Below are 11,784 nucleotides of genomic sequence, written 5' to 3'. Positions count from 1 at the left end.
GTCGGCGCGCAGTTCTGGTCGGTGCACGTGCCCGACGGACCGGGCGACGACCGCACCGTCCGCGCGACGCTCGAACAGATCGACCTGGTGCGGCACGTCGTCGCCGCCCACCCCGAGGCCCTGCGGCTCGCCCGCAACGCCTCGGAGACCGCCGACGCGCGCAACTGCGGCCGGATCGCCACCCTCATCGGCCCGGCCCGCGGCGCCGCGCTCGGCGACTCGCTGGGCACGCTGCGGGCCATGCACGGCCTGGGCCTGTGCGTGGTCACCCTCAGCGGCACCTCGTGGGCGGGTGCGGGCGGCCTGACGCCGTTCGGCGAGGAGGTCGTCAGGGAGATGAACCGGCTCGGGGTCCTCGCGGACCTGTCCGGCGCCGCCGAGGTGACGGCGCGGCGGGTGCTCGCCGTCTCCAAGGCCCCGGTGGTCTTCATGCGCTCGGGGGCCCGAGCCCTGTACGACCATCCGGCGAACCTCTCGGACGAGCTGCTCACCGAGGTCGGCGCCGCCAAGGGCCTGTGCCTGGTCCCGCTCGCCGCCGCGCGGACCGGCCCCACGGTGCGCACGGTGGCGGACCACCTCGACCACGTGCGCCGGGTCGCGGGACCGGAGTGCGTCGGCCTCTCCGGGGCGTACGACACCCTTGAGCCGCACCCGGAGTCCCTCGCGGACTCGGCGGGTTATCCGCGGCTGATCGCCGAGCTCGTCGAACGCGGCTGGCCCGAGGCCGACTTGGCGCTGCTCACCTGGGGCAATGTCCAACGCGCCCTGCGCGGCGCGGACTTCACGGCGCGGGCGACGCGGGACCGGCGGCCCGCGTCGACGGCGACGATAGACCGGCTGGACGGGGCGGACCGGCCCTAGGCCGCGGGCCTGCCCATCGCGCGGTACGTCCAGCCCGCGGCGCGCCACACCGCGGGGTCCAGTGCGTTGCGGCCGTCCAGGATGAGGGGGGCGGCCGCCGCCGCGGCGAGCTCCGCCGGGTCGAGCTCGCGGAACTCGCGCCACTCGGTGAGGTGCAGGACGACGTCGGCGCCCCGGACGGCGTCCAGCGCCGTCTCCGCGTAGCCGAGGGTGGGGAAGAGCCTGCGGGCGTTCGCCATGCCCTTGGGGTCGTAGACGGTGACCTGGCCGCCCTGGAGGTGGATCTGTCCGGCGACGTTCAGGGCCGGGGAGTCCCGCACGTCGTCCGAGTCCGGCTTGAACGTGGCGCCGAGGACGGCGACCCGCTTGCCGAGGAAGGACCCGCCGCCGAGCGCCTCGCGCGCCATCTCGACCATCTGGCCGCGGCGCCGCATGTTGATGGAGTCGATCTCGCGCAGGAACGTCAGGGCCTGGTCCGCGCCCAGCTCGCCGGCCCGCGCCATGAACGCGCGGATGTCCTTGGGCAGGCAGCCGCCGCCGAAGCCGATCCCGGCCCGCAGGAACTTCTTCCCGATCCGGTCGTCGTGGCCGAGGGCCTCCGCCAGCTTCACGACGTCGCCGCCCGCGGCCTCGCAGACCTCGGCCATGGCGTTGATGAAGGAGATCTTCGTGGCGAGGAAGGAGTTCGCCGAGGTCTTCACGAGCTCCGCGGTCGGGAAGTCCGTGACGACGAAGGGCGAGCCCTCGCCGATCGGGGCCGCGTACACCTCGCGCAGGACCTTCTCCGCGCGCTCACTGCGCACGCCGACCACGATCCGGTCCGGGTGCAGCGTGTCCTTGACGGCGAAGCCCTCCCGCAGGAACTCGGGGTTCCAGGCCATCTCGACCTCATCGCCCGCCGGGGCGAGCTCCGCGAGGCGGGTCGCGAGCCGGTCCGCGCTGCCGACCGGGACGGTGGACTTGCCGACGACCAGCGCCGCCTTGGTGAGGTGCTTGGCGAGGGACTCCAGGGCGGTGTCGACGTACGACATGTCGCACGCGTACTCGCCGTGCTTCTGCGGGGTGTTCACGCAGATGAAGTGGACGTCGCCGAAGTCCGCGACCTCCGCCCAGTCCATGGTGAAGCGCAGCCGGCCGCTGGAGCCCTCGATGCCCGCGACGTGCTTGCGCAGCAGCTCCTCCAGACCGGGCTCGTACATGGGGACCTCGCCCCGCTGGAGCATCTCGATCTTCTCGGGCACGACGTCCAGACCCAGCACCTCGAAGCCGAGCTCGGCCATGGCCGCGGCGTGCGTGGCGCCGAGATAGCCGGTGCCGATCACAGTGATCTTGAGGGCCATGCGGTGCTCCAGAGGTCTGTGGCTTCAGTGCGCTGACGAGCATAGTCCCGCGTGTCGCGGCCTCTCACCGGCCCGGATTCCCGCTGTCGCGAAGCTCACGTATCCCTCCCGTGGGGGGCGCCACTAAAATTTGGGTTACTTAACGGTAATTAGCGTCCTTGGAGCGTGAGAGACCTTGGCCGGATCGGCTGATTTCGACCTGTACCGCCCGTCCGAGGAGCACGACATGCTCCGCGACGCGATCCGCTCGCTGGCCGAGGCGAAGATCGCGCCGTTCGCCGCCGCGGTGGACGAGGAGGCCCGCTTCCCGCAGGAGGCCCTCGACGCGCTGGTCGCCAACGACCTGCACGCCGTGCACGTCCCGGAGAGCTACGGCGGCGCGGGCGCCGACGCCCTCGCGACGGTCATCGTCATCGAGGAAGTGGCGCGCGTGTGCGCCAGCTCCTCGCTGATCCCCGCCGTGAACAAGCTCGGCTCGCTGCCCGTGATCCTCTCCGGCTCCGAGGAGCTGAAGAAGAAGTACATGACGCCCCTCGCCGGCGGCGAGGGCATGTTCTCCTACTGCCTCTCCGAGCCGGACGCCGGTTCGGACGCGGCGGGCATGAAGACCAGGGCCGTGCGCGACGGCGACTCCTGGGTGCTCAACGGCGTGAAGCGCTGGATCACCAACGCGGGCGTCTCCGAGTACTACACGGTGATGGCCGTCACCGACCCGGAGAAGCGCTCCAAGGGCATCAGTGCCTTCGTCGTCGAGAAGGGCGACGAGGGCGTCTCCTTCGGCGCCCCGGAGAAGAAGCTCGGCATCAAGGGCTCCCCCACCCGCGAGGTCTACCTCGACAACGTCCGCATCCCCGCCGACCGCATGATCGGCGAGGAGGGCACGGGCTTCGCGACCGCCATGAAGACCCTGGACCACACCCGCATCACCATCGCGGCCCAGGCCCTCGGCATCGCGCAGGGCGCCCTCGACTACGCCAAGGGGTACGTCAAGGAGCGCAAGCAGTTCGGCAAGCCGATCGCGGACTTCCAGGGCATCCAGTTCATGCTCGCCGACATGGCGATGAAGATCGAGGCCGCCCGTCAGCTGACGTACGCGGCGGCGGCCAAGTCGGAGCGCGGCGACAAGGACCTCACCTTCCAGGGTGCGGCCGCCAAGTGCTTCGCCTCGGACGTGGCGATGGAGGTCACCACGGACGCGGTGCAGCTCCTCGGCGGGTACGGCTACACCCGTGACTACCCCGTCGAGCGCATGATGCGCGACGCGAAGATCACGCAGATCTACGAGGGCACGAACCAGGTCCAGCGCATCGTGATGGCGCGCAACCTGCCGTAGCCTGCGGCGCTTCAGCGGTAACGGTGCCCTCTCCCTGACTTCAGGGGGAGGGCACCGTTCGTGCTCCGTAAGGGGCGCCCTTGCCTCAGCCGTCGAGCTGCTCCAGCGTGGCGATCGACGGGCCCCTGCGGGACTGGAGGTCCCGCGAGACGTCCTCCGCCGCGCCCAGCACCCGTACCGCGTTCTGCCACGTCAGCTTGGCGAGGTCGGTCTTCGACCAGCCTCGGTCCAGGAGCTCCGCGAGCAGGTTCGGGTAGCCCGCCACGTCGTCCAGGCCGGACGGGGTGAAGGCCGTGCCGTCGTAGTCGCCGCCGATGCCGATGTGGTCGACGCCCGCCACCTCGCGCATGTGGTCGAGGTGGTCGGCGACCGTCGCGGCGGTGGCGACCGGGCGCGGGTTCGTCGCCTCGAAGGCCTCGTGGACCTTCATCGCCTCCGGCGTCGTGTCCAGGTGGTGGAAGCCGTTGGCCCGCATGTTCTCGTCGGCGGCCTGCGTCCAGTCGACCGCCGCCCGGAGGACGAACTTCGGGACGAAGGTCGCCATCGCCACGCCGCCGTTGGCGGGCAGCCGCTCCAGGACGTCGTCCGGGATGTTGCGCGGGTGGTCGCAGACCGCCCATGACGAGGAGTGCGAGAAGATCACCGGGGCCACCGACGTGTCCAGGGCCGCCCGCATCGTCGTCGCCGCCACGTGCGAGAGGTCCACCAGCATGCCGACGCGGTTCATCTCGCGTACGACCTCGTGGCCGAAGGGCGAGAGGCCGCCGACGCCCGGCTCGTCCGTCGCCGAGTCCGCCCACGCGATGTTGTCGTTGTGCGTGAGCGTCATGTAGCGGACGCCGAGCGTGTGCAACGCCCGCAGCGTGGCGAGGGAGTTGTTGATGGAGTGGCCGCCCTCGGCACCCATGAGGGACGCGATGCGGCCCTCAGCGCGGACCTTCTCCATGTCCGCCGCCGTCAGCGCGCGGGCCAGGTCCTTCGGATAGCGGGTGAGCAACTGGTCGACGCAGTCGATCTGTTCGAGCGTGGCGCTGACCGCCGCGTCGCCGGTCAGGTCCGTGCGCACGTACACCGACCAGAACTGCGCGCCGACGCCGCCCGCGCGCAGCCGGGCGATGTCGGTGTGCAGGCTGCCCCGCTGGTCGGCCGCGATGTCGAGCTTGTCGATGTCGTAGCCGGCCTTCTCGCGGAGGGCCCACGGCAGGTCGTTGTGGCCGTCGACCACGGGGAAGTCGGCGAGGAGGGCGCGTGCTTCGTCGAGAGATGTCATGCGATCACTTTCCCGAGCCGAACCCGAATCCGGAACCCGCTCCCTCGACCTTGGCCCGGAGCCGCTTGCCCTTCTCCGTCGCCTGGTCGTTCAGCTCCTGCTGGAACTCCCGCATGCGGGCGAGGAGTTCGGCGTCGTGCGCCGCGAGGATGCGGGCCGCGAGCAGGCCCGCGTTGCGCGCGCCGCCGACGGAGACCGTCGCGACCGGGACACCCGCGGGCATCTGCACGATGGACAGGAGGCTGTCCATGCCGTCCAGGTACTTCAGCGGGACCGGCACGCCGATCACGGGCAGCGGGGTCACCGACGCCAGCATGCCGGGCAGGTGGGCGGCGCCGCCCGCGCCCGCGACGATCGCCTTGAGACCGCGGTCCGCCGCCTGCTCGCCGTACGCGATCATCTCGTGCGGCATGCGGTGCGCGGAGACGACGTCGACCTCGAAGGGGATCTCGAACTCGTCGAGCGCCTTGGCGGCGCCCTCCATCACCGGCCAGTCGGAGTCCGAGCCCATGACGATGCCAACAACGGGTGCAGTCATTCGGTGATCGTTCCTCTGAGATAGCCGGCTGCGTGCCGGGCGCGGTCGAGGACCTCGTCCAGATCGTCGCCGTAGGTGTTCACGTGACCGACCTTGCGGCCGGGCTTCACGTCCTTGCCGTACATGTGGATCTTGAGCTGCGGGTCGCGGGCCATGCAGTGCAGGTACGCGGTGTACATGTCGGGGTAGTCCCCGCCCAGCACATTGGCCATCACGGTCCACTTGGCGCGCGGACGCGGGTCGCCGAGCGGCAGGTCGAGCACGGCGCGCACGTGGTTCGCGAACTGCGAGGTGATCGCGCCGTCCTGCGTCCAGTGGCCGGAGTTGTGCGGGCGCATCGCCAGTTCGTTGACCAGGATGCGGCCGTCGCGGGTCTCGAAGAGCTCGACCGCGAGGTGTCCGACCACGCCGAGTTCCTTGGCGACGCGCAGCGCGAGCTCCTGCGCCTCGCCGGCCAGGGCCTCGTCCAGGCCGGGCGCCGGGGCGATCACCGTGTCGCAGACGCCGTCGACCTGCTGGGACTCCACGACGGGATAGGCGACGGCCTGGCCGTGCGGCGAGCGGACGACGTTCGCCGCCAGTTCGCGCGCGAAGTCGACCTTCTCCTCCGCGAGCACCGGGACACCGGCCCGGAAGGGGTCTTCGGCGTCCTCGACGGAACGTACGAACCACACCCCCTTTCCGTCATAGCCGCCCCGCACCGTCTTGAGGATCACGGGGAAGCCGTCGCCGCCGTCCGTCGCGCCCTCGGCCGCGAAGGCGGCCACGTCGGCCGGGTCCTTCACGATCCGGTGGCGCGGACACGGCACGCCGATCTCCGTGAGCTTCGCGCGCATCACGCCCTTGTCCTGGGCGTGCACCAACGCGTCGGGCCCCGGGCGGACGGGGATGCCGTCCGCCTCCAGGGCCCGTAGGTGCTCGGTGGGTACGTGTTCGTGATCGAAAGTGATCACGTCGCAGCCCCGCGCGAACTCACGCAGCGTGTCCAGGTCGCGGTAGTCGCCGATGACGACATCGCTGACGACCTGCGCCGCGGAATCCTGCGGGGTGTCACTGAGGAGCTTGAATTTCAGGCCGAGGGGGATACCCGCCTCGTGGGTCATGCGGGCGAGCTGACCGCCGCCGACCATGCCGACTACCGGGAACGTCACGCCCCCAGGGTATCGGCCGGTATCGGCCACCGGGGAACGGCCGGAAGCCGCGCTCCGCGCCCCCTCCTGTCACAGCGGTGCCACAGTGTCCGGGAGCCCGCGCGCGCCCGTGATGCCCGCTGGTTAGCATGGCTGGGTCGACACGACCGAATCACAATCCGTCGGCACGTACACGACCGGCACGAACGACCGGTACGCAATCGACGGGGGCTGGGGCGACACCATGACGGAACGGGGCTCAGTGCGCGTGCGGCTGGACCGGCTGGGGCGCGAGATCGCCAAGTTCGGTGCCGTGGGGGCGGTCGGGACCCTGGTGAACTTCGGTGTCTTCAACCTCGTGCGGCACGTCACCGACCTCCACGTGGTGCGCGCGAGCGTGATCGCGACGGTCGTCGCCATCGCCTTCAACTACGTGGGGTTTCGTTACTTCACGTACAGGGACCGTGACAAGAGCGGCCGTACCAAGGAACTCACGCTGTTCCTGCTGTTCAGCGCGGTCGGCCTGGTGATCGAGAACGGCGTGCTCTACGCGGCGACGTACTGGTTCGGCTGGGACGGCCGGCTGCAGGCCAACTTCTTCAAGTTCCTCGGCATGGGCATCGCGACGCTCTTCCGCTTCTGGTCGTACCGGACCTGGGTGTTCAAGGCCCTGCCCGCGCGCGAGACCACCGTCGCACGTGCGGAATCGTTCCTGGAGGAGACGGACGAGAAGCCCGTCGCACGGCGTTCCTAGCGGATCGTCTTGTCCTCCGCTTCGCTGTCCGTGCTCCTCGAGAGCGGCGTACGGGACAGGAAGAGCCCGAAGACGGGCGGCTGTGTCTGCAGCATCTCCAGTCGGCCGCCGTCCGCCTCGGCCAGATCCCGGGCCACGGCCAGGCCGATACCCGTCGAGTTGCGGCCGCTGATCGTCCGCTCGAAGATGCGCGCCCCCAGGTCGGCGGGGACGCCGGGACCCTCGTCCGTGACCTCGATGACCGCCTGGTTGCCGGTGACGCGGGTACGCAGCGCGACGGTGCCGCCGCCGTGCATCAGCGAGTTCTCGATCAGCGCGGCGAGGACCTGGGCCACCGCTCCCGGCGTGCCCACCGCCTCCAGGTGCCGCTTGCCCGAGCTGACGATGGCGCGGCCCGCGCTGCGGTAGGCCGGGCGCCACTCCTCCAGCTGCTGCTTGACGACCTCGTCCAGGTCGAAGGCGACGGCGGAGCCCGTGCGCGGGTCGCGGGAGTTGGTGAGCAGCCGCTCCACGACGTCGGTGAGCCGCTCGACCTGCGCCAGCGCGATCGTCGCCTCCTCCTTCACCGTGTCCAGCTCCTCGGTGACGGTGATCTCCTCCAGGCGCATGGAGAGCGCGGTCAGCGGCGTGCGCAGCTGGTGCGAGGCGTCGGCGGCCAGGCGCCGCTCGGCGGTCAGCATCCGCCCGATGCGCTCGGCGGAGGAGTCCAGGACGTCGGCGACGCGGTCCAGCTCCGGCACCCCGTACCGCTTGTGGCGGGGCCGCGGGTCGCCCGAGCCGAGGCGCTCCGCGGTCTCGGCGAGGTCGGTGAGCGGGGAGGCGAGGCGGTTGGCCTGCCGGACCGCGAGGAGCACCGCCGCGATGATCGCGAGCAGCGCCACGGCGGCGATGATCAGCAGGGTCCTGCCGACCTCACGGGTGACCGCGGCCTTCGGCTCCTGGACGGTGACCTGCTCGCCCTGCTCGCCGGGGCGGGTGGCGCTGATGACCTCGCCGCCGGGGCGGGTGCCGATCTCGATGGCCTTGCGGCCGGGGATCTCGATGCGGGCGTAACGGTCGGTGGCGACCTGGTCGCGCAGGATCTCGCCGCTGATCTTCTCCTCGCTGATCAGGCGGCTGTCGACGATGCTGGCGAGGCGCAGCGCCTCGGAGTCCACGCGCTCCTGGGCGCTGCTGCTGATCGTCCTCGTCTCGACGATGACGAGGCTCACCCCGAAGACCGCGATGACCACGAGGACGACGGCGAGGGTGGAGTTGATCAGGCGACGGCGCATGCACCCAGTGTCGCGGATCGAGCGCCCCTGGGGAGGCGGAGTTACCGCCCCCGCAGGGGCGCCGTCAGCTCTTCTCGAAGCGGAAACCGACGCCCCGCACCGTCGCGATGTACCGCGGATTCGCCGCGTCGTCCCCGAGCTTCTTGCGGAGCCAGGAGATGTGCATGTCGAGGGTCTTCGTGGAGGACCACCACGTCGTGTCCCAGACCTCGCGCATCAGCTGGTCCCGGGTGACGACCCGGCCCGCGTCGCGCACCAGGACCCGGAGGAGGTCGAACTCCTTGGCGGTGAGCTGGAGCTCCTCGTCGCCCATCCACGCGCGGTGCGACTCGACGTCGATCCGCACGCCGTGCGTGGCGGGCGCCTCCTTCGGCTCGGTGGCGCCGCGCCGCAGCAGCGCCCGGACCCGGGCGAGGAGCTCGGCGAGACGGAAGGGTTTGGTCACGTAGTCATCCGCGCCCGCGTCCAGACCGACGACGGTGTCCACCTCGTCGGCGCGCGCGGTCAGGATGAGGATCGGCACCGTGAGCCCGTCGGCCCGCAGTCGACGGGCCACCTCCAGGCCGTCCATGCCGGGCAGCCCAAGGTCGAGTACGACGAGGTCCACGCCGCCCTGCAGACCTGCGTCGAGGGCGGTCGGGCCGTCCTCGCGGACTTCGACCTCGTAACCCTCCCTGCGCAGGGCACGGGCCAGCGGCTCCGAGATGGACGCGTCGTCCTCGGCGAGCAGTACACGGGTCATGGAGTGATGGTAGTCCGCAGTGGACAACGGCAGGGAGGTGATCGCAGAGTGGAGGGGCGACCCTGCGGCTATGGGAAGCGATTCTGAGAAACACCTTTGATTGTGTGCCGTTGGTTGCAGGGACACCTGTGATCCATCTCTCAAGTCCTTCCATATGCATCCCTGACGTGTCGTATGGTGACCCAACGCCTGATGCACTACTCAAGGACCTTTGGCCCGCTGTGCGCGCCTTAGGTCTCTTTTATGTGCGGGCCGGCTCCGGCCAGCCTTGAAAGGAATGACCTGTGGTCGGGCCCTGCGCGCGAGGTTGCGCCAGGGTGTGGATCCCGGAGTCACCGCCCCTCGCCTCTTCAGCGGGGTGAACTCCCCCTGGGCGTGGGGGTGGGCGGCATGACGACGGTGCCGACCGCCCCCCACCGGGCGCGCTCACGCTCCTGCCGCGCGCGTCCCGAACCCACGAGGATCGACCCATGGCGTCCAGCCTGACGAAGGACTCCGCCAGTACCCCTGGCTCCGAGAAGACCTTCTTCGGCCACCCCCGCGGACTGGCCACTCTCTTCATGACCGAGATGTGGGAGCGCTACAGCTTCTACGGCATGAAGGCACTGCTCCCGCTGTACTTGATCGCCCCCGGCGGCATGAACATGAGTGCCACGACGGCGACGGCGATCTACTCCGTCTACATGTCGATGGTCTACCTGCTCGCCATGCCGGGCGGCTGGATGGCGGACCGCTTCTGGGGTCCGCGCAAGACCGTCATCATCGGTGCCACCGTGGTCATCCTCGGCCACATCACGCTGGCGCTGCCGAGCTCGGCCACCTTCTTCGCCGGCCTCGCGCTCGTCGCGCTCGGCTCCGGCCTTCTGAAGGCGAACATCTCCGTGATGGTCGGCCACCTCTACGACGGTCCGAAGGACCCGCGCCGTGACGGTGGCTTCACGCTCTTCTACATCGGCATCAACCTCGGCGCCTTCCTCGCCCCGCTGTCCATCGGCACGGTCGGCGAGAACGTCAACTGGCACCTCGGCTTCGCGCTCGCCGCGGTCGGCATGGCGCTGGGCCTCGCCCAGTTCATGATCGGCTCGCGTCACCTGAGCTCGCAGAGCAGCGTGGTCTCGCAGCCCGCGACGCCGCAGCAGCGCGCCTCGGCCCTGCGCAACGGCCTGATCTGGCTGATCGTCGCCGCCGCGCTCTACACGCTCATGGGTGTGACCGGCAACTTCGCCGACTGGGCCCTGATGCCGCTGATCATCGCGGGTCTGGTCATCCCGGTCACCGTCCTCGCCCGCATGAAGCGCGACAAGGAGCTCTCGGAGCTGGAGCAGTCCAAGCTGTCGGGCTACATCTGGTTCTTCGTGGTCGCCGCCGTCTTCTGGATGATCTACGACCAGAACGGCTCCACCCTGTCGATCTTCGGCAAGGGCTCGACGACGAACAACCTGCTCGGCTTCGACTTCCCGACCTCCTGGTACCAGTCGCTGAACCCGATCTTCATCATGGCGCTGGCCCCCGTGGTCGCCTCGGCGTGGCTGTGGCTGAACAAGCGGGGCAAGGAGCCGAGCACGGCCGTCAAGTTCGCGTCCAGCCTGACGCTGATCGGCATCTCCTTCGCCGTCTTCCTCATCCCGCTGATCGACACCGCCAACAACGGCGGCCGGGTCAGCCCGATGTGGCTGGTGTCGATCTACTTCATCCAGACCGTCGGCGAGCTCTGCCTCTCCCCGGTCGGCCTCTCGCTCACCACGAAGATGGCCCCGGAGAAGTACAGCGCCCAGATGATGGGTGTCTGGTTCCTCGCGGTCACCGCGGGCGACTCCGTGACGGGTCTGCTCACCTCGCCGCAGCTCGGCGTGGACCTGAACAATTCGGGGGCGGTCGCCGTCGAAGCGATCATCGCCGTGCTGGCGGGCTTCGGGATCTGGACGTCCCGCAAGAAGGTCAAGCAGCTCATGGGCTCGGTCAACTGACCCTGTCGACGTGAGGAAGGGCCGCTGCTCCTGGAGCAGCGGCCCTTTCCGCTTTCTGCCTTCCACTTTCCACGGGCCCGGGCGTGCGAACAGAGGAACGTCCCGCCACCCGCACAGGTGGTGCGGAGGCGTTGCGCGGGAAGCGTGCGGCCGTGCGGTGCAGCATCTCGCCATGCGTCGTACGTTGCTGAGCGTTGCCCTCTGTGGGGCGCTGTTGTCGTCGAGTGCCGCTGCCCAGGCGGCCCCCGAGCCGCCGCCCGGGCAGCTCTTCCGCTACGGGACACATCCCCGCCAGAACATCACCGTGTACGGCGACAGCGGCCCCCCGCTCGTCATCGTGCACGGCGGCTACTGGTCGAAGGACACCGACTGGAGCGGGTGGGCGCGGTGGTTCGCGGCGCGCGGCTTCACCGTGTACGACACCGACTACCGGCTGACCTCGGACGCGGTCTGGCCCGCGCAGCGCGACGACGTCCTCGCGGCACTGCGCTGGGTGCGGCTGCGGGAGGGCGGCGGGCGGCGGCCGCTCGTGCTCGGGTCGTCGGCGGGCGGGCACCTGGCGCTGCAGGCGGGGG

At 70.2% G+C, this 11,784-nt stretch carries 11 protein-coding genes; 5 read left to right on the top strand and 6 right to left on the bottom strand.

The genetic code is table 11. From position 1 onward, the window contains the following. Nucleotides 1-861 (top strand): membrane dipeptidase (locus AOK03_RS27230; RefSeq protein WP_055567996.1); only part of this gene is annotated, 861 nt, incomplete at its 5' end. Here AOK03_RS27230 and AOK03_RS27225 read toward each other — a convergent pair. Further along, nucleotides 858-2,201: a UDP-glucose dehydrogenase family protein gene (locus AOK03_RS27225; RefSeq protein ID WP_055567995.1), complete on the bottom strand. Its 1,344-nt coding sequence runs from the start codon at nt 2,199-2,201 to the stop codon at nt 858-860. The two genes, AOK03_RS27230 and AOK03_RS27225, sit on opposite strands and share 4 nt — an antisense overlap. Before the next feature lie 175 nt (nt 2,202-2,376). On the opposite strand from AOK03_RS27225, the gene AOK03_RS27220 reads away from it, so the two are divergent. Beyond that, on the top strand, nt 2,377-3,534 hold the full coding sequence (locus tag AOK03_RS27220) for an acyl-CoA dehydrogenase (protein WP_055567994.1): 1,158 nt from the start codon (nt 2,377-2,379) through the stop codon (nt 3,532-3,534). A gap of 85 nt (nt 3,535-3,619) precedes the next feature. Here the strand turns inward: AOK03_RS27220 and AOK03_RS27215 are convergent, their stop codons facing one another. The 3 genes from AOK03_RS27215 to AOK03_RS27205 are packed head-to-tail and all read right to left on the bottom strand — an operon-like array spanning nt 3,620 to nt 6,472. Continuing rightward, nucleotides 3,620-4,804 carry a dipeptidase gene (locus AOK03_RS27215; RefSeq protein WP_055567993.1) on the bottom strand — a complete coding sequence of 395 codons (1,185 nt, stop codon included), beginning with the start codon at nt 4,802-4,804 and terminating at the stop codon, nt 3,620-3,622. A 4-nt stretch (nt 4,805-4,808) separates the two neighbouring features. Further along, a complete protein-coding gene (purE, locus tag AOK03_RS27210; protein WP_079074983.1) occupies nt 4,809-5,342 on the bottom strand; it encodes a 5-(carboxyamino)imidazole ribonucleotide mutase in 534 nt (177 codons plus the stop codon). Next, on the bottom strand, nt 5,339-6,472 hold the full coding sequence (locus AOK03_RS27205; RefSeq protein ID WP_306334428.1) for a 5-(carboxyamino)imidazole ribonucleotide synthase: 1,134 nt from the start codon (nt 6,470-6,472) through the stop codon (nt 5,339-5,341). The genes purE and AOK03_RS27205 overlap by 4 nt, the downstream gene beginning before the upstream one ends. A 244-nt stretch (nt 6,473-6,716) precedes the next feature. Here AOK03_RS27205 and AOK03_RS27200 point away from each other — a divergent pair, with 244 nt between their 5' ends. Further along, nucleotides 6,717-7,226 (top strand): GtrA family protein, encoded by a 510-nt coding sequence (locus AOK03_RS27200; protein WP_055567990.1) that lies wholly within the window; start codon nt 6,717-6,719, stop codon nt 7,224-7,226. Here the strand turns inward: AOK03_RS27200 and AOK03_RS27195 are convergent. Together AOK03_RS27195 and AOK03_RS27190 are read right to left on the bottom strand one after the other, a co-directional pair. Then, complete coding sequence (locus AOK03_RS27195) at nt 7,223-8,500, bottom strand: ATP-binding protein (RefSeq protein WP_055567989.1); 1,278 nt, start codon at nt 8,498-8,500, stop codon at nt 7,223-7,225. The two genes, AOK03_RS27200 and AOK03_RS27195, sit on opposite strands and share 4 nt — an antisense overlap. Nucleotides 8,501-8,564: 64 nt before the next feature. Continuing rightward, the gene (locus AOK03_RS27190) at nt 8,565-9,242 is read right to left on the bottom strand and encodes a response regulator transcription factor (RefSeq protein WP_055567988.1); all 678 of its coding nucleotides are present in this window, start codon (nt 9,240-9,242) and stop codon (nt 8,565-8,567) included. A 470-nt stretch (nt 9,243-9,712) separates the two neighbouring features. On the opposite strand from AOK03_RS27190, the gene AOK03_RS27185 reads away from it, so the two are divergent. Then, complete coding sequence (locus tag AOK03_RS27185; protein ID WP_055567987.1) at nt 9,713-11,209, top strand: peptide MFS transporter; 1,497 nt, start codon at nt 9,713-9,715, stop codon at nt 11,207-11,209. Between the two features lie 172 nt (nt 11,210-11,381). Then, nucleotides 11,382-11,784 (top strand): alpha/beta hydrolase (locus AOK03_RS27180; protein ID WP_157869092.1); only part of this gene is annotated, 403 nt, incomplete at its 3' end.

The organism is Streptomyces atriruber, from assembly GCF_001418325.1.
Taxonomy (GTDB): domain Bacteria; phylum Actinomycetota; class Actinomycetes; order Streptomycetales; family Streptomycetaceae; genus Streptomyces; species Streptomyces atriruber.
Note: the sequence above shows the minus strand (reverse complement) of the source record. Positions and strands in the feature narration are given on the sequence as shown.

Bases quoted from the DNA above. Each gene is read 5' to 3' on its own strand.
- AOK03_RS27190 (WP_055567988.1), bottom strand. From the start codon at position 9,242: ATGACCCGTGTACTGCTCGCCGAGGACGACGCGTCCATCTCGGAGCCG.
- AOK03_RS27185 (WP_055567987.1), top strand. From the start codon at position 9,713: ATGGCGTCCAGCCTGACGAAGGACTCCGCCAGTACCCCTGGCTCCGAG.
- AOK03_RS27195 (WP_055567989.1), bottom strand. From the start codon at position 8,500: ATGCGCCGTCGCCTGATCAACTCCACCCTCGCCGTCGTCCTCGTGGTC.
- AOK03_RS27225 (WP_055567995.1), bottom strand. From the start codon at position 2,201: ATGGCCCTCAAGATCACTGTGATCGGCACCGGCTATCTCGGCGCCACG.
- AOK03_RS27200 (WP_055567990.1), top strand. From the start codon at position 6,717: ATGACGGAACGGGGCTCAGTGCGCGTGCGGCTGGACCGGCTGGGGCGC.
- purE (WP_079074983.1), bottom strand. From the start codon at position 5,342: ATGACTGCACCCGTTGTTGGCATCGTCATGGGCTCGGACTCCGACTGG.
- AOK03_RS27215 (WP_055567993.1), bottom strand. From the start codon at position 4,804: ATGACATCTCTCGACGAAGCACGCGCCCTCCTCGCCGACTTCCCCGTG.
- AOK03_RS27205 (WP_306334428.1), bottom strand. From the start codon at position 6,472: ATGGTCGGCGGCGGTCAGCTCGCCCGCATGACCCACGAGGCGGGTATC.